A 21,755-nucleotide genomic window follows, 5' to 3' on the forward strand; every position below is an offset into this window, starting at 1 on the left:
ACAGTCAGGTCAAATGCGCCTGGCCCATCTCGGATGCGCGAGACTCTGACTGACGACGTCGCAACCCGAGAGAAGGCAAGATGTCCGTTTCACCGCCGCCAGGCCGCATTGATCGCAGCGCTTCGGTGAAGGACGCGATCCGCGCCTCGGCGCGTCGCCTCTTCACCGCCGACGGCTTCGACGCGACCGGCATCCGTGACATCGCTGCCGACGCCGGCGTGAATCCGGCGATCGTCATCCGCCACTTCGGATCGAAGGAGGCGCTGTTCGTCGTCAGCGTGGACGGCGTCCAGGCGTGGCAGGCCCTGCTCGACGGGCCCGTCGAGCAGGTCGCCGAGCGGGCGGTGGCACGCATCATGGCGAGCCGCAAGAAGGGACTGCAGAGCTTCGGGGCGATCGTGCGAGCCTCCGGCCGACCGGAGATCCACGCACGCCTCCGCGAGTCGACGATCACGTTCTTCGCCGACCCGCTCGTCGCGAAGCTCGCCGGTCCGGACGCCCGCCTACGGGCGCACCTCTTCGCGGCCCAGCTGACGGGCCTCATGTCCGCGCTCGCGGTCTACGACGACCGCTTCCTCCGCGACGCACCTGCCGACGAGGTCGTCGCCCTCTATGCCCCTGGCCTGCAGCGCCTCCTCACCGGGACTACTGCAGACGGACGAGGCGAGGACCGTCCCTGAGGACGACTCCGCCCCCGGCGGCGTCGGCGAGAGTGGTCCCATGAGCCGGCAGATGCCGGCGCCACGAGAAGGAGCCCATCATGAGCACCACCACGGAACACGACCGAGCCACCACCCGCCAGATCCTCGCCGCGTCGTTCAGCACGCCCGATGGCGGCTCCCGTGCAGGCGCTGCCGTCACGGTCGCGCACCCAGGCAAGATCGGGAACACAGCAATCCTCTCCGTCAAGTCGGACGGGACACCCCGCTTCATGGAGACCAAGGACTGGGGAGCCGGGCGGGGAACACTCGTAGGCGGAGCGATCGGCCTCATCGGAGGACCCCTCGGCGTGCTCGCAGGCAGCGGCATCGGCGTTCTGGCCTCGAAGCTCCGCGACGTCGGGTTCAAGGACGCGGAGCTGCGTGAGCTCGGCGCCTCCCTGGGGGCCCGTGAATCCGTCGTCGTGTTCGAGCTCGCGACGGACACCGTCGCCAGCGCACGCCGAGTGCTCGAGTCCCTCGACGCCGAGCGGATCGTCGCCGTCCCCGTCGACACGAGCGTCGCCGACCTCTTCGCATCCGTCCCGGCTCCCGACGCCGACCGCGACTGACCCGGCGTGACTGCGCCCACCGGTTCCGCTGCCCTCTGACCTCATGCCGAACCTCCACGACTACGTGCGCTGGCGCGGCGACCTGCCGTTCGACGACGACGCCTTCAACATCGTCGACAATCTGGTGCTCGCCGCGTTGGCCAACGTCGAACTCGGAGACCTCGTCCCGCCCCTCGGGGGCGGGGCGGTCACGCTCCAGGCCGTGGGACGGGCGCTGACCGAGCAGGAGGCGGGCACGCCACGTTCCCGGCGTCTCGTCTTCGTGCCCCCGGCGCTGGTCGTCGACGCGGGCTCGTCGCGGCGCTTCGGCGAGGCCCTCCTCTCCCGCGCCGTGGACATCACGGACGCGGTGACCGGCACCCAGTTCGCGGCCGTGACGGTGGCTCTGCCGGACGGCAGCAGCTACGTCGCGTTCCGGGGCACCGACAACTCCCTGGTGGGCTGGCGCGAGGACTTCACCCTGAGCTTCGACCGCGTGCCGGCCCAGACCTCGGCCGCCGCGTATCTCCGCGAGGTCCTGGCGACCACTTCAGGGCCCGTGCGCGTGGGCGGGCACTCCAAGGGTGGGCACCTCGCGGTCTTCGCCGCCCTGTCGACGACACCTGCCGATCGGGAGCGCATCGTCCATGTCTACGACAACGACGGTCCCGGGCTGAGCCCCGAGATCACCGATCTCGATGCCCGTGAGGTCCTCCGCTCACGGACCACGAAGATCGTGCCCGAGTTCGCCGTCATCGGACGGCTCTTCGAGAGCGGTCCCGCCTCGCTCATCGTGGCGTCGACCGGTAAGGGCATCGTGCAGCACGACATCATGACGTGGCAGGTCGAGGGCACGCACCTCGTGGAGCGGGCGACCGGTTCCGCCCGTGCCGCCACCGTCTCCGGCCTCATCGACGCCTGGCTCGAGGACGCGGCACACGACGACCGTCGCGACTTCACCGACGCGCTCTTCACCGCCCTGGGGGCCGGAGGCGCCACCCTGGTCCAGGACGTCGCCCGTCGTGACCACGGCAGCTTCGAATCGGTGCTCTTCTCCCTCGTGCGCAGCCGGAGCGAGACGCGTCGTTCCCTCGGTACGACGGTCCGCGTACTGCGTCGCGCGGTGCGCAGGGTCGACACGTCCGAGCTGTTGCGCCGGGGCCAGATGGTGCGCGGTGCGCTCCTCGTCGTCGTGGGGGTCCTGTTCGTCGAGGCACCCGTCGTCGCGCTCCAGGTGCTGGGCGCCTTCGCCACGTTCGTCGTGAGCGTGGTCGTCGCCGTGCGCCTCCTGCGGTACGCGGCCCGGTACAGGAAGGAGCACGAGGTGCGCTGGCCCTGGATCGCCGGCGGCGTCTTCGCGTTCGCGCTCCTGCTGGTCGGCCTGGCGAACGTGGAGAGCCTCGTGACGCCGACCAACCTGCTGCTCGGCGCGGCCCTGATCGCGGCCGGCTGCTCGAGCGCGAAGGACGGCTTTCCCTTGTTGTACCGTCGCCCTCGCCGTGGCATGCGCGGTGCACTCCTGCTCATCAGCGCTGCCGTTGCGGTGCTGATGGGGGTCGTCGCCCTCGTGACGGCCGACCGCGTCATGTCGCTCTTCGTGCTACAGGTGGGCCTGTACTTCATCGTCGCCGGGCTCGTCGAGATGCTGTTCACCGTCCATGACCGCGTCCGCCGCGCCTACGTCGACGAGTCCGCGATCGAGGACCTCGCCAAGTTCGGCGATGACGCTCGGGTTTCGTAGCGCCCTTCCAGTCCGGGTCGCTCACCGCTCCGAGTAGTCGTGGAAGCCCTTCTGCCAGCTGCGTCGACCGCTCAACCTCCGTTGGACTGCCTGATGCCCTCGGCGAGCGCCGTGAACTCGTACACGTACCCGCCGGCGGCCCCACTGACCATGATGTAGCCCTTGTCAGTTCCTGGCTCGATCGCGACGTTCGTGGCCGACGACAGGCCGGCGGCGACATCGTCCGCGGGGAGCTCGATCGCAGCCAGCTCGTCGCCGTCCGCGCCGTGCACCACGATCCGTGGCGAGCCCTCGAACCCTTGGTAGATGTTGCCCTCGGCGTCGACCGCGTTCGAGTCGACGTGCGCCGACCCGGCGTCGACGTACACAGCCGGGTGCACGGATGCTGCGCCCTTTCCGTCCTCGGTCAGCGTCAGCAGGTCGATGCGGTTCGCCGCGTACTGGCTCAGCCAGAGACCTCTGAAGTCGTCGGTGAACGAGATGCCGTTCGGCGAGGCCAGGCCGTCCAGGACGACCGTGGGCTCGGCCGTCTCGGCGTCGAACCGCACGACGCGCCCCCCGAGGGAGGCAGCCTCGAGAGGCGCTCCGGGGAAGGCTGTGAAGTCGCTCACGTAGAGGTCACCGTGCTCGTCGAACGCCAAGTCGTCCGGGCTGAACCGTTGACCGTCTACCTCACCCGCATGGAACACCTGGGGGTCCTCACCCTCCGGGGTGATGCTCGTGATGGCGCCGCCCGCGATGTCCGTGAGGTAGAGGCGGCCGTCGTACGGGCTGAACTGCGCCGAGGTGAACGCGCTGATGTCGTCGGTGTAGACCGGCGTGACGGCCTGGGTCTCGACGTCGATGCGGATCACCTTCGGCTCGCCCGCCGGTGCCGTGACGTCGACGACGTAGAGATCTCCGTCCGGCCCGAACGTCGGGCCTTCCAGCAACGTCGACCCGGTCTCCGGGTGGACGTCAGTGACCATGAGAAGCTGAGTGGCGGTCGTGACCTGCGTGTCGGGCGTGCCGCCGGGTCCTGGCTTCGACGTGGACGTACACCCGACCAGGAAGACGGTCGCACTGACGAACGCGGCGAGGCCGCCCACGACGCGACGTCCAGTCACGAGCAGACCTCAGTCTCGACCCGGAGGACTTCGTCGAGGTGCTCCTCACGCCAAGCCTCGAGGACCCGGTGGAACTCGACGGGACCGGGTCCGTACGTGAAGTCGTTCGGCCGCCCCTTGCCCTCGCTGTTGTAGTAGCCCGGTGTGCAATCGGCCTGGAACTGCTCGTTGTCGAAGGCCGATTCCTGGACCTCCCTCGTCCACTCTCGCTGCGCCTCCTCGCTGGGCTCGACGATCCCGGCACCCGCCTGACGCGCCGCGGTGACGACCGCCGCGATGTGCTCTGCTTGGTCTTGCAAGATGTGGACGAAGTTCACCGAATTGGCGTTCTGCAGGGCCCCGAGCTGGAAGAGGTTCGGGAACCCGTGGCTGTAGAAGCCGTGCAGCGTCTCGGGCCCTCTCGCCCAAGCCTCGAGCAAGGTGCGGCCATCACGACCGTGCACGGGCATGGTCCCGCTGAGGACGCCCGAGACCCCGACCTCGAAGCCGGTGGCGAAGATGACGCAGTCGACCTCGTACTCGGTGTCGCCGACGACGATCCCCGTCTCGGTCATGCGGGTGATGCCACCGTGGTCGGCCGCGTCGACGAGTGTGACGTTCTCGCGGTTGAAGGTCTGGAGGTACGTGTCGCTGAAGCCGGGGCGCTTGCACATGTAGCGGTACCAGGGCTTGAGCACCTCCGCAATGGTCGGGTCGTCGACGACGGCGTCCACCCGTGCCCGGATGGCGTCCATCTTCTGCGCGTCGAGGAGTTCGTCACGACGCTCGCGCTCCTGGGGCGTCAGGGCGGGGTCGAGCTTGCCCGTGATCATCGCGCGCTGGAGGTCGGGAGTCGACGTCCAGCCGTCCTGCGTGAGGTCGACATCGACGTCCTCGCCGGAGACGACGGCCAGGAAGTTGTCTTGCCGCTTCTTCTGCCACCCGGGTCGGAGTGACGCGGCCCAGTCCGGGTCGGTGCGGCGGTTGTCCCGCACGTCGACGGTCGAGGGCGTGCGCTGGAAGACGAACGTGTGCTGCGCGTCACGGCCCACGTGCGGCACCACCTGCAGGCCGGTCGCTCCCGTCCCGATGACGGCCACCTTCTTGTCGGCCAGCCCGGTCAGGTCGCCGTCGGGCGTGCCGCCCGTGTAGCCGTAGTCCCATCGGCTCGTGTGGAAGGTGTGCCCGCGGAAGGACTCGATCCCGGGGATGCCGGGGAGCTTCGGCTGGCTGAGGGTGCCAGACGAGGTGACGACGAAGCGGGCACGCATCCGGTCGCCTCGATCGGTGTTCACGATCCACTCCGCCGCATCGTCGTCCCAGGTGAGCTCTGTGATGCGGGTCTGGAAGACCGCGTCCCGGTAGAGGTCGAACGCCTCGGCGATCGCGACGGCGTGTCTCCTGATCTCCTCCCCCGGTGCGTACCGCCACTCTGGCACCGTCCCCACCTCTTCGAGAAGGGGCATGTAGACGTAGGACTCGATGTCGCAGTGGACCCCGGGGTAGCGGTTCCAGTACCAGGTACCGCCGACGTCACCAGCCTCGTCCATGAGACGGAGAGAGTCGATCCCGGCCTGGCGGAGGCGCGCGGCCGTCACGAGACCGCCGAAGCCCGCACCGACGACCAAGACTTCCACCCGGTCGGTCAACGCCTGCCTCTCCGTCCACGGCGTGTAAGGGTCCTTCGCGTAGTAGCCGAACTCACCAGCAGCCCGGCGGTACTGGCCCGCCCCGTCGGGACGGAGGCGGCGGTCGCGTTCCGCCGCGTACTTGTCACGAAGGGCGTCGAGGTCGTCGGCGCTGGGGGCGAGGTCGAGGGTGTCGGACGTACGGTCGGTCATGGTGCTCCTCGTGCGGTCTCGTGAACGCAGCCGACATGTGACAACTGCTTAATGCGACCTTAAGCATCTGGACCTGAATCGTGCCTGTCAGTTCTGCTCTAGTGTGAGAACGTGAACGCCGACGAGGGCACCGTGACCGAACGAGAGCGCATCGCGAGCGAACTCCGCGTCGTCACGACGCTCCTCGAGACGGCGACGCTGCCAGCCTCGGCCGCGCCCCTCTTGTCCCTAGGCCTGACCGTTCAGCAGCTCAAGGTGCTGACACTTCTCGTCACCGGTGACGGCGCCGCGACTGGTCGGGTTCTCGCGACGACGTGTGGGGTCTCCGAGGCCGCAATGTCCGGCCTGCTCGACCGCCTCACGGCACTGGGAGCGGTCGAGCGGGTCGAGGATCCGGCCGACCACCGTGTCCGGCGAGTGACGGCGACGACCCTAGGTCGCTCGGTCGTACGCGACATCGTCTCGGCCCGCCCCGAATTCCGGGACGACGTGCTGGAAGGCCTCAGTCTCCCGGAACTGCGAGGGCTCCTCAGAGGGATGACAGGGATCGCCCGCCAGATCACTGCTCTCGACCAGGCTTGACCGCCGCCTGCCCGGTGGGAGACGTCAGCCTTTCAGCCCACCGGCGAATCCGGCGACGATGTACCGCTGCAGGAAGAAGTAGGCGATCAAGATCGGCAAGATGCTGATGATGATTCCGGCGAAGATGAGGTTCCACTGCGCCCCGTACTGGCCGACGAAACCATAGACCGCGATCGTGATCGTCTGCTGCTGCGATCCAGAGAGGTAGAGCAGAGGCGTGAGGAACTCGTTCCACGTCGACACTGCCGTGAGGATGATCACGGTGCCCGTGATCGGACGGACGAGTGGGAACACGATGGACCGGAAGGCGCGCAACGCACTGGCCCCGTCGAGCGACGCCGCCTCCTCGAAGTCCGCCGGCAGGGCACGCATGAACCCGGCGTAGAGGAAGATCGAGAAGGGCATGCTCTGCCCGACCGTGACGAGGATGACACCCGCGAGGCTCCCCAGCAGGCCTAGGTCGCGGATCGTCTGGTAGAGGGGCAGCAGAGCGAGCTGGGCGGGGAGGAGCAGTCCGAGGAGGAACAGGTAGTAGGTGCCCTTGGACCATCGAGTGGCGAGCCTCGACAGAGGGTAGGCAGCGGCGGCGCTGAGAACGACGATGATCGTGATGGCCACGACCGAGACGACGGCGCTGTTGATCAGTGCCGTTCCCAGTCCACCCTGGTTCCATGCGTCGACGAAGTTCTGGAACGTCGGCTCGAGTGGTGGCGCGAGGGTGGAGCTCTGGTCGCCTGGGGCCTTGAGCGCGAGGCTGACCAAGACATAGATGGGGAAGAGGAAGATGATGGCCACCAAGATCATGACCGCCTCGAGAACGGCTGTCCGCCATGTGTATCGGAACATGTCAGTTCTCCTGTCGTGACAGCAGCTTGTACTGGATGGCAGAGGCGATCGCGACGAACACGGTCAGGACCACGGCGAGGGTGACTCCGTACGAGAATCGGCCGAGCTGGAAGGCATTCGAGTAGATCAAGGTCGAGATCGTGTTCGTGGCACCACCCGGACCGCCCTGGGTCATGGCGAAGACCTGGTCGAAGAGCTTGAAGCCCCCGATGATCGAGAGCATCACGTTGATCGTGATCGCCGGTGCGAGCATGGGCCGCACGACTGACCAGAATCGGCGAACCGGGCCTGCGCCGTCGATGGCGGCAGCCTCGAGCACTTCTTCCGGCACACCCTGGAGTCCGGCGAGGAAGATGACCATCGAGTACCCGACGAACTGCCAGATCACGACGATGATGATCGACCAGATCGCGACGTCCGGGTCGCCGAGCCAGTTCTGACGCAGCCCGCCCAGTCCGACCGCCTCGAGAGCGACGTTGATCCCGCCGGCGGGAGCGAAGAGGTTCTGCCAGAGGAAACCGACCGCGATCGACGTGATCACCACCGGGGCGAAGATGACGACGCGCAAGACGTTCCGTGACTTGATCTGCGAGTTGAGCCCCAGTGCGATCAGGAGTCCGAGGACGTTCTGGATGATGGTGACCGCGACAGCGATCAGCAGGGTGTTCCGGATGGCGACGACGGCATTGGGATCGTCGAGGATCGCGAAGAAGTTCTTCGCCCCTACCCACGCCCGCTCGGCCGACACGCCATCCCAGTTGGTGAACGCGAACAACGCACCCTGAACGCTGGGGACGATGACTGCGAACACGTAGACGACGGCGGCAGGCAAGACGAACCACCAGACGGTTTGGGCATACCCGCGGTAACGGCGGCTCGGCTTTTTCTTTGGCAGGGTGCTCGCCGCGGCGGCAGGGGCGATGGCCATGGTGCTCTTCTTCTCTCGGCGCAGTGACTGGCGTGGAGAGGCGGTGCGATGCGTCGGGTCCACGCGGGATCGCACCGCCTCGGGGGCGTCGCAGAACTAGCCTGCGTAGGCGGAGTCCATGGCCGCCAGGGCGTCGTCGACCGAGGTCTGACCCCCGAGAAGCTTCTGCAGTTCGTCCTGGTACACCTTCGTGGTGTTGGAGTTGGGCCAGGTCTGGTCGGGGAACGCAGCGGTTTTGTCGCTCTGGGCCTGCTCGGAGACGCCCACCAGGGCAGGAGTCGGCTCGAACCCGTCCACGGGGACGCTGGGGAAGATGGACCCGGTGTCGAGCGCCAGCTGGACGCCCTGCTCACTCAGGTAGAAGTCCATGAACTTGTTCGCGAGATCCTTGTTCTTGGCCTTCGCGTTCACGCCGTATCCGGATCCGAGCCCGACTGGCAGGACTGTCTCGGACGGGTCGTCCGTTGCGGGCAGAGGTGCCGTCTCGAAGGTCGAACCCTCCGGGGCGGCACGCTCGATGTCACCGATCTGGTTGCTGACGGTGACAATGCCGACGGCGTCGCCCGTCGCGACCTGACCCTGAGCGACTTCGAGACTCGTCCCCAAGGCGTCGGCGGTGAAGCAGCCTGCATCCATCATCTCGAGGTACTTGTCGAGGACCGTCGACCACTCAGAGTCGGCGAATGTCGCATCCCCCGAGGCCTGCTCGGAGGCGAAGTCGGGGTCGGCGCCATCGACCAGCGTTGCCGACAGGGCGTAGGGGAGGTAGTTGAAGGTTCCGCCGGCGAGTCCCGCCAACGCGTAGGCGACCTTTCCCTCCGCCTTCGCAGCAGAACACAGGTCGAGAACTTCGGTCCACGTGGTGGGAGCTGTTGCACCGAGCGCTTCCAGGGCCTGCGTGTTGTAGGTGGCAGGGATGATGGTGAAGTTGTTGGAACCCATGAGGATCTTGCCGTCAGCGCCCATCACTGCCTTGTTGACGTCCGTGAAATCGCCCGTCCACTCGTCTGAGCTGAGGTCTTCGAGGAAGTTGCCCTTGGCGAGGGTCTGCGCCGTGATCGGGTTCCCGTTGCCCGGGAACACGACGACGAAGTCGGATGCGGTTCCTGAGACCATCTCGGTGTTGATCTGCGTGAGGATGTTCGGCCACGGGAGCTCGGTGATCTCAACGGTGACGCCCGGGTTGTCATCCTCGAACTGGCTCGCGAGGGCAGACATCACCTCGTCTCCACTCCACCCCGAGACGGTCAAGGTGTTCTCGTCGCCGCCACCGGCGGACTGTGGGCCGGCAGAACAACCTGCAAGGCCGAGTGCGAGTGCCGAGAGAACGGCCGCGGGCACGAGTGCTGCTGCTTTACGCATGAAATGCTCCATTGGACTTCAAGGGTGAGTACCCGGACCGCGTTGGCCAGGCAGGTCGCCTGACGGTCACGAGAACGGCCACGAGGCGATGCGAGACCGACATTAGGGGCCTCGTCTTCTTTCGTCAATCAGTTGACGTAAATCGATTGACGCACGCGGGACGAGGTCCGTAAATCGATTGACACCTGAACTCGTCGGGAACTACCGTGAGTCGTTCGCTCGGCGCGGAGCTACGCGTCGGAGTGGGCCTGCGGCCGCTGCCAGAGCGATGTCCGCACCAGCACCGACTCGTCCGCAGACTCAGTCTGTGTGCCCTGAAAGAGACCCTCATGACCTTCGGAACCGCTCGCTTCGTCGCTGCCGACGACGAGCCAGCAAGCGCACCACTGTTCCGCCGCGATCTGCAGCTCGACGACGGTCATGGACTCGTGACGGCGGCCGTTCTGTCACTGAGCGCGCTCGGCATCTGCGAAGCCTGGATAAACGGGGTCCCCGTCTCCGACGCCTTGCTCACACCTGGGTGGACCAGCTACGAGTGGCGGCTCCACTACGTCGATCACGACGTCACGACTTTGCTCGCCAAGGACTCGACCTTGGGCATCGCAGTAGGGAACGGCTGGTACCGGGGTCGACTCGGGTGGATCGAGACCGCCCGGTACGGCGAGGAGATCGCCGCCTGGGCGCAGCTGCGCATCTGCTTCGAGGACGGGCACGAGCAGGTCGTCGTCACAGATGAGACCTGGTCCGTCGGGCCCAGCGAGATCGTCGCGAACGACTTCTACGACGGGCAGATCATCGATGCCCGGCTCCGTGACGAGAGCTGGAAGATGCCCGGCTTCAGCAGCCCCGACTGGGGCTCCGTCCACGTAGTCGACTACGACCCTGAACAGTTCGACCTCGATCCCGCCGCGCCGGTCCGACGCATCGACGAGCTTCCCCCACAGAGGACGTGGTACGGCCCCTCCGGGACGACCCTGATCGACTTCGGCGAGAACATCGTCGGCTTCGTTCGTCTCGAGCTCAGGGGCACCCCGGGAACGACGATCACGGTCAGGCAGGCTGAAGTCCTGGAAGACGGAGAATTGGCCCTGCGCACCCTCCGGTCGGCGAAGTCCACCGACGTCTACATCCTCTCGGGCGGGGACGACGTCTTCGAGCCGACCTTCACGTTCCACGGCTTCCGCTACGCCGAGATCATCGGCTGGGACGCACCCCTGCGAGACGTCGAGGCAGCGTCCTCTGCGATCGCCATCTCGTCCGACCTGCGACGCATCGGATCGTTCGAGTGCTCCGTGCCCGACCTGAACCAACTGCACGAGAACGTCGTTCGCGGCATGCGCGGCAACTTCGTCGACATCCCCACTGACTGCCCGCAACGAGACGAACGCCTCGGCTGGACGGGCGACCTGTCTGCATTCGCCCCCACCGCCGCCTACCTCTTCGACGTGCAGGACTTCCTCGCCGACTGGCTCCGTGACGTCACCCTCGAGCAGGACCACCACGACGGCGTCGTCCCGTACATCGTTCCCGATGTCCTGAAGTACGCGACTGTCGCTCAGGAAGGCGCCGGCGCCGAGGAGATCGCCGCGTTCTGGAGCGATGCGGCCGTCTGGGTCCCGTGGTCGCTCTGGGAGGCGTACGGCGATCCGCGAGTGCTCGACGAGACCTTCGAGTCGATGGTCACCTACGGTCGCCGCCTACGATCCCTGTTGTCCTCGACAGGGGTGTGGGACACCGGTTTCCAGTTCGGGGACTGGCTCGACCCCGACGCGCCGGCAGATGAGCCCGGCGCCGCCAAGGCGCACCCCGGAGTCGTCGCGACCGCGTGTGCTTACCGCAGCGCTGCACGTATCAGCGCAACTGCGACCGTCCTCGGACATGCCGCTGAGGCAGCCGAGTTCAAGAGCATGGCAGACGGCCTTCGCGCCGCTTTCCACCGTGAGTACGTGCACTCTGGCATGATCCTCAGCGACTGCACGACCGTGTACTCGCTCGCCATCGTCTTCGGCCTCCTCGAACCCGAGCAGGAGGCGTGGGCAGGCGAGCGGCTCGCGGAACTCGTCCAGGAGAGCGGCTTCCACATCTCGACCGGCTTCGCCGGTACGCCCTTCATCAACGACGCCCTCACGTCCACCGGCCAGACGGCCACGGCGTACAGGCTCCTGCTCCAGCGCGAGTGCCCCTCGTGGCTCTACCCGGTCACGATGGGCGCGACGACCATCTGGGAACGGTGGAATTCCATGCTCCCCGACGGGAGCATCAATCCCGGTGGCATGACCAGCTTCAACCACTACGCGCTCGGCGCCGTCGCTGACTGGATGCATCGTGTCGTCGGCGGCCTCGCCCCTCTGGAACCGGGTTACCGCAAGATCCTCATCGCCCCCGACATCGGCCCCGGCATCGACTGGGCGCGCAGCTCCCTGGTCACCCCCCACGGCCACGCCGAGGTCAGCTGGGCGCGATCGGGCGACGACGTACGGTTCGACATCACGATCCCTCGCGGCTCGGTCGGCGTGTTCCGCCGGAGGGGACGACCTGACGAGGAACTGCCGCCAGGAACCCACCAGGTCATCGCACCTGTCCGTGAACCGATCGACGCCGCCCCAGTACAGTGAGGCAGCCCGAGGGCAGGACGCAGAGGGAGCGACGATGACACAGGTCAACGAGCAAGGGCGTCGTCGTCGACCTTCGCTCGCCGATGTCGCCAGCCATGCGGGAGTGTCTCAGGGTGCTGTCTCCAAGGTCATCCGCAACGCCTACGGAGTCAGCCCCGCGATGCAGCAGCGGGTGCAACGTGCGATCGACGACCTGAATTACCGTCCGCGCACCGGGGCGCGTGGCATGCGTGGTCAGACCTTCACGATCGCGATCGGCTCGGAGATGCCCCAGCTCGGCAACGACTTCTTCACGCAGGTCACCACGGGAGCGGCACATGGGCTGGCCGGCAGCGGCTACCAGCTCATCATCGCTCCGGCTCTCGACGGCGAGGGGGACAAGAAGGTCCTCGACGCCCTCGTCGACAGGCAGGTCGATGGCATCCTCGCGATCTCCCTCGAAGTCACTCCGAGCTACCTGGATCGGCTCGCCGAGTACGTCCCCATGGTGCTGGTCGGCCGCCACGACCGCCAGATCAACTACGACACGGTCACCAACGACGACCGTGCGGGAGTCACGTCGGCGATGGAGCACCTCCTAGCACTGGGCCACCGGGACATCGCACACCTCACGGTGGGGTCCGGCCCGACCCGGGCCGATTCCTCCACCCCACACGCGATCCGGCAGGCGACCTACGAACGATGCATGCTCGAGAACGAGTTGCGACCCCACGTCGTGATCTCGGACGCATCGGAGAACTCGGCCTACATCGCCACCCGACTCCTCCTGGATGACAGGGCCCGTCGCCCTACGGCGATCTTCGCCGGCAACGACACCCTCGCCATCGGGGCCCTGCGTGCCGTCGCCGAACGGGGGCTGTCCGCCCGTGAAGTCTCTGTCGTCGGCTACGACAACATCGAGCTGGCGAGCCACCCGCTCGTCTCGCTCACGACCGTCGATCAATACGGCGTCAAGATCGGAGCGACCGCGATCGAGCTGTTGATGGACCGCATCCGGGAGACACCGACGGAGCCACGCCACGTCGAGCTCGACCCGATGCTCGTGATCCGCAACTCGTCCGCACAGCGGTAGCACGCCGGGCACACTGACCGACCATCGGTCGGAGCAGCGAGCCTGGTGGACCTAGGGTCGACGCTCCCGTCGTCAGTCCCGTGCGAGCTGCGGGTACAGCGCCTCGAGCGGTGCTGAGAGCGCCGCCCGCACCTGGCGCGAGGTCTCGTCCGCGAGCACCTCGTGCTCGCCGGCCTCGAGGGCGTCGAGCACGTCGGACACGAGCACTGCCGGGTCGGTCTTCGCGTCGGTGACGCCTGCGGCCATGGCGGTGTCGACGTAGCCGACGTGCACGCCGACGACCTGCACGCCCGCGGGCTGCAGCTCGAGGCGCAGCGAGTTGGTGGCCGACCAGAGCGCGGCCTTCGTCGCGGAGTAGATGCCGGCGACGGCGTACCAGGAGAGGGCGGAGTGGATGTCGATGATCGCGGTGCCGCCGCCGCGGGCCGAGAGGAGGGGCGCGTAGGCCCGGGCGAGGAACAGCGGCCCGAGGAAGTTGGTCTCGACGTTCGCACGAATCTCGTCGTCGGTGTGGCTGAGGATGCCCGGCGTGGGCGCGTTCGCGCCGGCGTTGTTGACGAGGATCGTCACGTCGGGGGCGGCCTCCACGACGGCCGCGATCGAGGAGGCGTCGGTCACGTCCAGGGTGAGGGGCACGACGCGCTCGTCGTCCCAGGTGCGCGGGGTGCGGGCCGTGGCGTAGACCTTGGCGGCGCCGCGGGCGAGGGCGGCCTCGACGAACTGGGTGCCGATGCCCCCGTTCGCTCCGGTGACGAGGACGACGGAGCCGGTGATGTCAATCATGGGTGTTCCTTTCGGGGGTGGTGCGAGGATGAGGCGGCTCGTGATCGAGTCGCCGTAGGTGACTCATGTCATAATTGAGTTCAGTCAGTTTCTATTCCGGGAGATCCGAATGACGCCGTCAGCCCCGCCCCCCGGCCGGCGCGAGCGCAACAAGCAGGAGAAGCTCGAGCGCATCACGCGCGCCGCCTCCGACCTGTTCGCCCGGCACGGGGTGGACGAGGTGACGACGCAGCAGATCGCCGAGGCGGCCGACGTCGGCGCCGGCACGCTGTTCCTCTACGCCCGCACGAAGGGCGAGCTGCTGCTGCTGGCGCAGAACGCGGCGTACGCGCGGTCCCTCGACGAGGGGATCCGCGCCTCCTCGGCCGCCTCGACCGCGCTCGACGCTGTCGTCGCCGTGCTCGAGCCGATCGTGCACTGCAACCGGGCCCAGGTCGAGAACGGCCGCACGTACCTCCGCGAGATGGCGTTCGGCGACGCGACGGAGCCGCACCACGCGGAGGCGCTCGCGATCGTGGCCAGGACCGAGGAGGCGGTGGCCGGGATCGTGGTGCGCCTCACCTCGGCGGCGCCCTCCGACGCGGCCGCGCTCGCCCACGTCGTGTCGGCGGTGATGATGCTCGCGATGTCGTCGGCGGTCGACGAGTCCGTGCCGGACGACGAGATCGTCGCGGGGGTGCGACGTCAGCTCAAGGCGATCCTGCCGCCTCGGTGAGCCCAGCAGGCCCCCAGGCGGTCAGCTGGCGAGTTCGGGGTAGAGCTCTGCGATCGGTCCGGAGAGACCTGCTTTCACGGCCGCGCTGAGCTCGTCGGCGACGACCTCGAAGGCACCCGCCTCGACCCCGTCGAGGACGGCGGCCACTAGTTCGGCCGGGCGCATCTTCTCTCCGTCTGCATGCGCGGCCATCGCGGTGTCGACGTACCCGACGTGCACGCCCGTGACCAGCACCCCTCGGGGAGCCAGCTCGAGCCGCAGCGTGTTGGTGGCGGACCAGAACGCAGCCTTCGAAGCGCTGTATCCCCCGCCGAAGGCATACCAACTGGCCACGGAGTGGATGTCGATCAGGGCTCCGTCGGCGGCAGCGACGAGAGCGGGGGCGAAGGCCTGGGCCATTCGGACAGGAGCGAAGAAGTTGATCTCCATCGTCTGACGGAGGTCGGCTTCTTCGATGTCGAGCATGCTCGCGGTAGCCGGCAGCCCGCCTGCGTTGTTGACGAGAACGGTCACGTCGGGCGCTGCGGCGGCCGCAGCGGCGACCGACGCGGCGTCCGTCACGTCGAGCGTCAACTCGACGACGCGTTCGTCGCCCCATTCCCGAGGGGCCCGGGCTGTGGCATAGACCTTGGCTGCCCCACGAGCGAGGGCGGCACGGACGAACTCGGTCCCGAGGCCTCCGTTCGCACCGGTGACAAGGACGACTGCGTTCTGGAGTGAGGTCATGTGGGCTGCTTTCGTCGGAGAAAAGAGGGATCAGTCCGTGAGGAATTTCGCCGCGGCCGTCGTGAACTGCTCCCAGTATTGGAAGATGCTGCCGTGGCCGGAGTTCGGGTAGATGATCAACTCTGACCCGGCGATGCGGCGGTGCAGGTCATGCGAGAGCACCGTGGGAACCATGCGGTCGTGGTCGCCGTTGACGATCAGGGTCGGCTGCGTGATGACACCCAGATCAGACGGTCTCGAGCGGCCGTAGCTCTGTATCGCCTTGAGCTGGGTGGCGAATGCTCGGAGGCTGATCTTGGCGTCGCGGTCGCGGGTGCGTTCCGCGAGGCGGGCCACGAACGCCTCGCCGGCGGTCTTGCCGACACGGTCTCGGTTGAAGAAGAGGAACTCCTTCGGGTCGGACCGCGTCAAGACAGATCGCAGGACGTCGTAAAAGGTGATGCCGGCGACCTTGTCGATGTCTTTCCCGCCACGCGGGCCGGTCCCGGTCAAGACGAGCTTGCGGATGAGCTCGGGGTGCGACACGACGAGGTCCTGGGCGATCATGCCGCCCATCGACAGCGCGAAGACGTCGATCGTGTCGTGACCGAGAGCACTGATGAAGGCGTAGGCGTCGTCGGCCGCCTGTTCCATGGTGTCCGGCACACGCCCCGACGAGGCGCCGACGCCCTGCTGGTCGAAGGTGATCACGTGCCGATGAGCCGCGATCGCGTCGACGATGCGCGGGTCCCAGTTGTCGAGGGTAGCGGCGAGGTGCACGAAGAACACGACCGGGATGCCTCCCCGTGGCCCGAGCTCGCGGTAGGCGTAACGAACGCCGTTCGCGGTGACGGTCTTCGAGGGGGCGTCAGCATACGAGCTGACAACGGGTTCTGAGGTGGTCATGCCGGTTCTCTTCCTAGGAGGCGACGCGGGTCTGTGGCGGGGCGAGCTACAGGAGGGTGATGACGGCCTTGCCGCGGATCCCGGCCTTGCCGAGCCCGTCGAGGGCGGTGGCGGTCTCGACGAACGGGTGCGTCGCGCCGACGACCGGGCGGATCGCGCCCGCGTCGACGAGTGTGGCGATCTCTCGGAGCTGGCTGCCGTCGGCGTGCATGAAGAGGAACTCGTATCGGACCCCGAGCTTCTTCGCCTGGGCACGCACCTTGCGGCTGAGGCCAGCGATGGCGAGGCGCACGACGGGATTGAGGCCCGCGGCCTCGGCGAAGGCGGGCGTGGGCGGGCCCTGGATGCCGATCGCGAGGCCGCCCGGGCGCAGCACCCGGAGCGACTTCGCCAGGTTCTCACCGCCGAGGCTGTCGAGGACGAGGTCGTAGCCGGAAAGCTCCTCCTCGAAGTCCTGGGTGCGGTAGTCGACGACGACGTCGGCCCCGAGCTCGCGGAGGAAGTCGGCGTTCGACGAGGAGGCGGTGGTCGCGACGTGTGCGCCGAGGTGCTTCGCGAGCTGGATCGCGATCGAGCCGACCCCGCCCGCGCCTGCGTGGATCAGCACCTTCTGGCCGGGCTGCACGTCGCCGCGCTCGACGAGGGCCTGCCAGGCCGTCAGCGCGACGAGGGGCAGCGACGCGGCCTCGATGGTGCTGATCGTGGTCGGTGCGAGGGCGACGTCGGCCTCGTCGACGGCGATGCGCTCGGCGAAGGTGCCGATGCGGTGGTCGCGGGGGCGTGCGTAGACCGCGTCGCCGGGCTTCAGGCTGCGGACCGAGCCGCCCACCTCGATGACCGTGCCGGCCAGGTCGTGCCCGAGGGTCAGGGGTGCCTTGTACGGGAGGATGAGCTTGAACTCGCCCTCGCGGATCTTCGCGTCGAGGTGGTTGAGGCCGGCGGCCTCGACCTTGATGAGGACGTCGTGGATGCCGATGGTGGGCTCGGGGACGTCGGTCTCGTGCAGGGGCTGCTTGTAGGCGTCGAAGGCGAAGGCTCGCATGGTGGTCACTTCCGGGTCGTCGGGCTCTCGGAGAATCTACCGATTTACCGAGGAAACTCAATTATGAGCGTAGTCACTTTGAGTGTCAACCATGCGAGCAGCGACTGCCGACCCCGATCGGCGACGGGGACTCTCGAGGCCCGAAGCGGTCGGAATGAAATGGTGCTGGCGCCCACGACATGCATTTGCTACCTTCTGTACGTACAGCATGGACAGACCGTATCTGAGGTCGTTCGCGAAGCACCTCGCCTTCGAGCTGCACTCAAAGCTCCCCCGATGACGCACGAGAAAACTTTGAAGGGTCACGATGTCAACGACGACGACAATCCGCACCGGCGGTCCCGGCTCCAACGGCGTGATCGAGCGGATGGGCCTACCGAAACCGCTGATCTGGGGCTTCGTAGGCCTCCTGCTCTTCATGATCGGCGACGGTGTCGAGTCCGGCTACATCGCCCCCTACCTCGCTGACAACGGCGCCGGGTCGGAGACGAACGCAGCCGTCATCATCTCCGTCTACGGACTCATGGTCACCCTCGGGTCGTGGCTGTCCGGCGCCCTGTCCGACGTGTGGGGCCCGCGGCGGGTCATGATCATCGGTCTCGTCCTGTGGGCCGCTCTTCAAGTTCTGTTCCTCGCTGTGGCCCTGCCGAGCGAGAGCTACCCCCTGATGCTCGTCATCTACGGCCTCCGAGGGATCGCTTACCCCTTCTTCGCCTACGGCTTCCTCGTGTGGATCCTGGGGGCCAGTCCTGCACACCGCCTGGGCTCGGCTGTCGGCTGGTTCTACTTCGCCTTCACCGGCGGGCTCCCCACCCTCGGATCGCTCGTCGCGAGCGGATCGATTCCGCTGCTCGGCGCCTACAACACCTTCTGGCTGTCCCTCGGGCTGGTCATCCTGGGTGGCATCTTCGCCCTCGTAGGGCTGCGGAAGGCCCAGGGCGGCGGCCGCCTGGCAGCACCCGGCGTCTCCACGGGGCACAGCTTGGTCAACAGCATCGCCATCGCCTTCACCAGCCCCCGCGTGGGCCTCGGCTGCCTGGTCCGCATCGTCAACACGGCACCGCAGTTCGGCCTGTTCGTCTTCTTCCCGGCGATCTTCGCCGACGACCTCGGCTTCGGCACGTCCGGCTGGCTGCAGCTGGTCTTCATCCTGGGCGCCTCGAACATCTTCGCCAACCTGTTCTTCGGAGTCCTGAGCGATCGGATGGGCTGGCACCGCACCCTCCGCTGGTTCGGCTGCATCGGCAGCGCCGTCGCCGTGCTGGCCTTCTACTTCCTCCCCCAGTACGTCACTGACCAGTACTGGGTAGCCGCCCTGTGCGCCGCTCTCTTCGGCATCACGCTCGCCGGCTTCACGCCGATCTCGGTGCTGATGTCCCTCATGGCCCCCAACCAGAAGGGCAACTCGATCGCCGTCCTCAACCTCGGCGCCGGAGCCGCGACCTTCGTCGGCCCCGCCATCGTCGCCATCTTCCTTGCACCCCTCGGCGCCGGTGGCGTGACGATCATCTTCGCGGCCCTCTACGTCCTGGCCGGCATCTCGGTCCGCTGGCTTCGCGTTCCCGAGAGCGCTCAGCGAGTCGTCGAACAAGGCGGGACGCTGCAGGGCGCCGTCGAAGAAGGCATCGTCGAGACTCCGAACAACGGCAAGGGCGCTGCGACCGCCTGATCTCGACCGCCACTCACGACGCACCACCCGGCCCGACACGGGCCGGGTGGTGCGTCGTCTCGTCGCTGCTCTCCGTGACTGATCGTTCGTTTTGTACGTACAGACTGGACGGGGCGTACTGAACGCCCTAGGCTTGTCAAAAGCAGCAGATAGCTGCCCCCACGGGACAGGCGCCTCGCACCTCACTGCGAGGCGGCATCCTGACTCACTGCCGAGCATCGCTCTGAGAATCGCTGGTGACCAGGTACCCACCATCGAAAGGACTCTCCATGGCTCTCGTAAGCGGCATCGACGTCATCCAGGAGTGCTCCTCGCGAGGACTCGTCGCCGGCGCGTTCAACACGACCAACCTCGAGACGACCCTCGGCATCCTCGACGCGGTCGACAAGGTCGGTGTCCCGACTTTCATCCAGGTAGCCCCGACGAACGTCTCCTTGTCCGGCTATGAATACATCTACGACATGGTCGCCCGCCGCCTGGAGTCCTCGAAGGTGCCGGTGGCGCTCCACCTCGACCACGGCAAGTCCCTCTCGGCCGTGCACGCCGCACTGATGGCCCGCTTCACGTCGATCATGATCGACGACTCCGAGGCCTCGTTCGAGGACAACGTCAAGACCTCGTCCATCGCCCGAGAGATGACACCTCGGAACCTCGCCCTCGAGGCAGAACTGGGCAGCATCGGCGGCAAGGAGGACGACGTCGCTCCTGAGTTCGCTGCGCACACGGACCCTGTCCAGGCCAAGGAGTTCGTCGAGGCAGTCGGCTGCGACATGCTCGCAGTCTCCGTCGGCAACCAGCACGGATTCGTCCCGAACGCGAAGATCGACTTCGAGCTCCTCGGCCAGGTCAGGGACGCGAGCCCCGTGCCCCTGGTCATCCACGGAGGATCCGGCCTCCCTGACGAGCAGCTCGCTCGTCTCCACGAGTTCAACGTCGTCAAGGTCAACGTCGCCAGCGACTTGCGAAACGCCATGATCCGATCCTTCGGCGAGGCGTACGCGGCCAACCCGCGAGAAGCATCCCTCATCCGCGTGTCCAAGGACGCCGTCGCCGCGATCTCCGATGTCGTCGAGGGCCGCATCCGTACGTTCAACCCCGCCGTCAACTGAGCGAGGATCTCGTCGTGCTTCCTACGATCACCGTCGATGTAGGGACCACCAGCATCAAGCTCTGCTTCTTCGATGCTGGAGGTCGCCTCCTCGAATCCGGGCGGGTCCCGACGCCGACATTGCCAGACGCATGGGGCGAGATCTATGACGTGGACGCTGTCGTCGACGCTGTCCTCGCATTCGCCGGGGACCTGAGCGACCCGCAGCGCACCTCGGTCGCCCGCATCGCCGTCACGGCCGTCGGCGAATCCGGCGGCCTCGTTCGATCAGACGGCACGCTGGCCTCACCGATGGTCCTGTGGCACGACCATCGCGGCGCACCGTATCTGGACTCGCTCGACGCGTCGGCGCGGGCCCGCATCTACGAGGTGACGGGCCTGCCGGTGAACGCGAACTACGGCCTGTCCAAGATCGCATGGGCTGTTCACCAGGCAGCAGGCGGCCTCGGGGACGCCCAGTGGCTGAACGTCGCCGAGTACCTGGCCGCCCGCATGACGGGACAGCGCTGGGCCGAGCCCTCCCTCGCCAGTCGCACCATGGCCCTCGACCTCGCCAGCAGCTCATGGTCGGAGGAGGTACTCGAGAAGCTGGGATTGCAGAAGTCGGTCCTCCCCGAGCTGCGCCCTGCTTCGTCCGGCTCGGGCATGGACCCGGCCTTCGCCGCAGCATCAGGGCTCTCGCCAGACGTCGTCGTGCACGTGGCCGGGCACGACCACATGGTCGGCGCCGTCGGTGCAGAACTCCTGCCCGGTGAACTCCTCAACTCCACAGGAACGACCGAAGGCCTCCTCTTCCTCCGCGACTCTCCGAGCCTCGACGACAATTTCGCCGCTTCCAAGCTCGCGAACGGCATCTCCTGCACGGGAGAAGGCTTCACCCTGTTCGCGTCCATACCCACGGGTGGCTCCGCGTTCGCGACCCTGCAGACCATGCTGGACCTCGACGCCGAGACGATCACCGGACGCATCGCTGGCATCCACGCTCGATACGTCGCTGGGAATGTCGATCTGGATGCGGCGCCTCTGTTCCTGCCTCAGTTCCGGGGCAGCCCGCCTCCTACGAAGGATGCGTCGGCTCGAGGCATCCTCGCGGGGCTTTCTTCGACGACGACCTCGGATGACATCATCCTCGGGTGCTTCCTCGGGATGGTGCTGCAGTTCCGGGACGTCCTCGAGCTGTTCAGGGCCGCTCCGACGCGCATCAAGGTCATCGGGCCCGCGAGCCAGAACCTCCTCTGGCTGCAGCTCAAGGCCGACCTCCTCGGGACACCCCTGAGCGTGTCGACCTTTCCTGAAGTCGTCTCCCGAGGTGCGCAGTCGCTGGCTTCCGGGGAAGCGGGTGCCTGGCTCTCGTGTGACCCGTTCGAGGTGGCAGATGATCAGCAACGCAGCCTTCGCATCCAGGCATGGGCAGACCGAGTCCGTGAGCGGTGGGACTACCTCAAGGGCGTGCCCTCATGAGCCGCCGCCCGTTCTGCCCGATCAACGAGATCTCATGAAGCCGCA

19 protein-coding genes are annotated in these 21,755 nt (G+C 67.2%); 10 read left to right on the forward strand and 9 right to left on the reverse strand.

Annotated elements, in window-relative coordinates:
- The first annotated feature begins 80 nt into the window (after positions 1-80).
- The 3 genes from EDF50_RS13260 to EDF50_RS13270 all read left to right on the forward strand — a co-directional run bounded on the left by EDF50_RS13260 (position 81) and on the right by EDF50_RS13270 (position 2,990).
- The gene (locus EDF50_RS13260; protein WP_123353579.1) at positions 81-680 is read left to right on the forward strand and encodes a TetR family transcriptional regulator; all 600 of its coding nucleotides are present in this window, start codon (positions 81-83) and stop codon (positions 678-680) included.
- Positions 681-760: 80 nt separating this feature from the next.
- Positions 761-1,270 (forward strand): DUF1269 domain-containing protein, encoded by a 510-nt coding sequence (locus tag EDF50_RS13265; RefSeq protein WP_123520006.1) that lies wholly within the window; start codon positions 761-763, stop codon positions 1,268-1,270.
- A 43-nt stretch (positions 1,271-1,313) separates the two neighbouring features.
- Entirely contained in the window at positions 1,314-2,990 is a 1,677-nt protein-coding gene (locus EDF50_RS13270) for an Mbeg1-like protein (RefSeq protein WP_123520007.1), read from the forward strand.
- A gap of 71 nt (positions 2,991-3,061) precedes the next feature.
- On the opposite strand, the gene EDF50_RS13275 is transcribed toward EDF50_RS13270, so the two are convergent.
- Both EDF50_RS13275 and EDF50_RS13280 read right to left on the reverse strand, forming a co-directional pair.
- On the reverse strand, positions 3,062-3,958 hold the full coding sequence (locus EDF50_RS13275) for an SMP-30/gluconolactonase/LRE family protein (protein WP_199738794.1): 897 nt from the start codon (positions 3,956-3,958) through the stop codon (positions 3,062-3,064).
- 134 nt (positions 3,959-4,092) lie between these two features.
- Positions 4,093-5,916 carry an NAD(P)/FAD-dependent oxidoreductase gene (locus EDF50_RS13280; RefSeq protein ID WP_123520009.1) on the reverse strand — a complete coding sequence of 608 codons (1,824 nt, stop codon included), beginning with the start codon at positions 5,914-5,916 and terminating at the stop codon, positions 4,093-4,095.
- A 111-nt stretch (positions 5,917-6,027) separates the two neighbouring features.
- Between EDF50_RS13280 and EDF50_RS13285 the strand changes: the two genes are divergently transcribed.
- Positions 6,028-6,498: a MarR family winged helix-turn-helix transcriptional regulator gene (locus tag EDF50_RS13285; RefSeq protein ID WP_123520010.1), complete on the forward strand. Its 471-nt coding sequence runs from the start codon at positions 6,028-6,030 to the stop codon at positions 6,496-6,498.
- Positions 6,499-6,522: 24 nt separating this feature from the next.
- Here EDF50_RS13285 and EDF50_RS13290 read toward each other — a convergent pair whose 3' ends face one another.
- The 3 genes from EDF50_RS13290 to EDF50_RS13300 form a co-directional block, all read right to left on the reverse strand.
- Entirely contained in the window at positions 6,523-7,344 is an 822-nt protein-coding gene (locus EDF50_RS13290) for a carbohydrate ABC transporter permease (RefSeq protein WP_123353573.1), read from the reverse strand.
- A gap of 1 nt (position 7,345) precedes the next feature.
- Positions 7,346-8,272 carry a carbohydrate ABC transporter permease gene (locus EDF50_RS13295; protein WP_123520011.1) on the reverse strand — a complete coding sequence of 309 codons (927 nt, stop codon included), beginning with the start codon at positions 8,270-8,272 and terminating at the stop codon, positions 7,346-7,348.
- A gap of 96 nt (positions 8,273-8,368) precedes the next feature.
- Positions 8,369-9,634 carry an ABC transporter substrate-binding protein gene (locus EDF50_RS13300; RefSeq protein ID WP_158612720.1) on the reverse strand — a complete coding sequence of 422 codons (1,266 nt, stop codon included), beginning with the start codon at positions 9,632-9,634 and terminating at the stop codon, positions 8,369-8,371.
- Between the two features lie 329 nt (positions 9,635-9,963).
- Here EDF50_RS13300 and EDF50_RS13305 point away from each other — a divergent pair, with 329 nt between their 5' ends.
- Both EDF50_RS13305 and EDF50_RS13310 read left to right on the forward strand, forming a co-directional pair.
- Positions 9,964-12,249 carry an alpha-L-rhamnosidase gene (locus EDF50_RS13305; RefSeq protein WP_123520013.1) on the forward strand — a complete coding sequence of 762 codons (2,286 nt, stop codon included), beginning with the start codon at positions 9,964-9,966 and terminating at the stop codon, positions 12,247-12,249.
- 34 nt (positions 12,250-12,283) lie between these two features.
- Entirely contained in the window at positions 12,284-13,321 is a 1,038-nt protein-coding gene (locus tag EDF50_RS13310) for a LacI family DNA-binding transcriptional regulator (protein WP_123520014.1), read from the forward strand.
- A gap of 72 nt (positions 13,322-13,393) precedes the next feature.
- Here EDF50_RS13310 and EDF50_RS13315 read toward each other — a convergent pair whose 3' ends face one another.
- Complete coding sequence (locus tag EDF50_RS13315) at positions 13,394-14,104, reverse strand: SDR family oxidoreductase (protein ID WP_123520015.1); 711 nt, start codon at positions 14,102-14,104, stop codon at positions 13,394-13,396.
- 109 nt (positions 14,105-14,213) lie between these two features.
- Here EDF50_RS13315 and EDF50_RS13320 point away from each other — a divergent pair, with 109 nt between their 5' ends.
- Positions 14,214-14,819, forward strand: coding sequence for a TetR/AcrR family transcriptional regulator (locus EDF50_RS13320; RefSeq protein WP_123520016.1), 606 nt, complete (start codon positions 14,214-14,216; stop codon positions 14,817-14,819).
- A 21-nt stretch (positions 14,820-14,840) separates the two neighbouring features.
- On the opposite strand, the gene EDF50_RS13325 is transcribed toward EDF50_RS13320, so the two are convergent.
- From EDF50_RS13325 to EDF50_RS13335, 3 genes are read right to left on the reverse strand one after another with little or no spacing between them, the layout of a single operon-like run.
- The gene (locus EDF50_RS13325) at positions 14,841-15,545 is read right to left on the reverse strand and encodes an SDR family oxidoreductase (RefSeq protein ID WP_123353566.1); all 705 of its coding nucleotides are present in this window, start codon (positions 15,543-15,545) and stop codon (positions 14,841-14,843) included.
- A gap of 30 nt (positions 15,546-15,575) precedes the next feature.
- Positions 15,576-16,430: an alpha/beta fold hydrolase gene (locus EDF50_RS13330; RefSeq protein WP_123520017.1), complete on the reverse strand. Its 855-nt coding sequence runs from the start codon at positions 16,428-16,430 to the stop codon at positions 15,576-15,578.
- Positions 16,431-16,476: 46 nt separating this feature from the next.
- Positions 16,477-17,472: an NADP-dependent oxidoreductase gene (locus EDF50_RS13335; protein WP_123520161.1), complete on the reverse strand. Its 996-nt coding sequence runs from the start codon at positions 17,470-17,472 to the stop codon at positions 16,477-16,479.
- 307 nt (positions 17,473-17,779) lie between these two features.
- Between EDF50_RS13335 and EDF50_RS13340 the strand changes: the two genes are divergently transcribed.
- The 3 genes from EDF50_RS13340 (at position 17,780) to EDF50_RS13350 (ending at position 21,710) form a co-directional block, all read left to right on the forward strand.
- The gene (locus EDF50_RS13340; RefSeq protein ID WP_123520018.1) at positions 17,780-19,141 is read left to right on the forward strand and encodes an MFS transporter; all 1,362 of its coding nucleotides are present in this window, start codon (positions 17,780-17,782) and stop codon (positions 19,139-19,141) included.
- 269 nt (positions 19,142-19,410) lie between these two features.
- Positions 19,411-20,250 carry a class II fructose-bisphosphate aldolase gene (locus tag EDF50_RS13345; RefSeq protein WP_123520019.1) on the forward strand — a complete coding sequence of 280 codons (840 nt, stop codon included), beginning with the start codon at positions 19,411-19,413 and terminating at the stop codon, positions 20,248-20,250.
- Positions 20,251-20,264: 14 nt separating this feature from the next.
- Positions 20,265-21,710 (forward strand): L-fuculokinase, encoded by a 1,446-nt coding sequence (locus EDF50_RS13350; protein ID WP_123520020.1) that lies wholly within the window; start codon positions 20,265-20,267, stop codon positions 21,708-21,710.
- Positions 21,711-21,755: the final 45 nt, after the last annotated feature.

The organism is Frigoribacterium sp. PhB24 (assembly GCF_003755185.1).
Classification (GTDB): Bacteria; Actinomycetota; Actinomycetes; order Actinomycetales; family Microbacteriaceae; genus Frigoribacterium.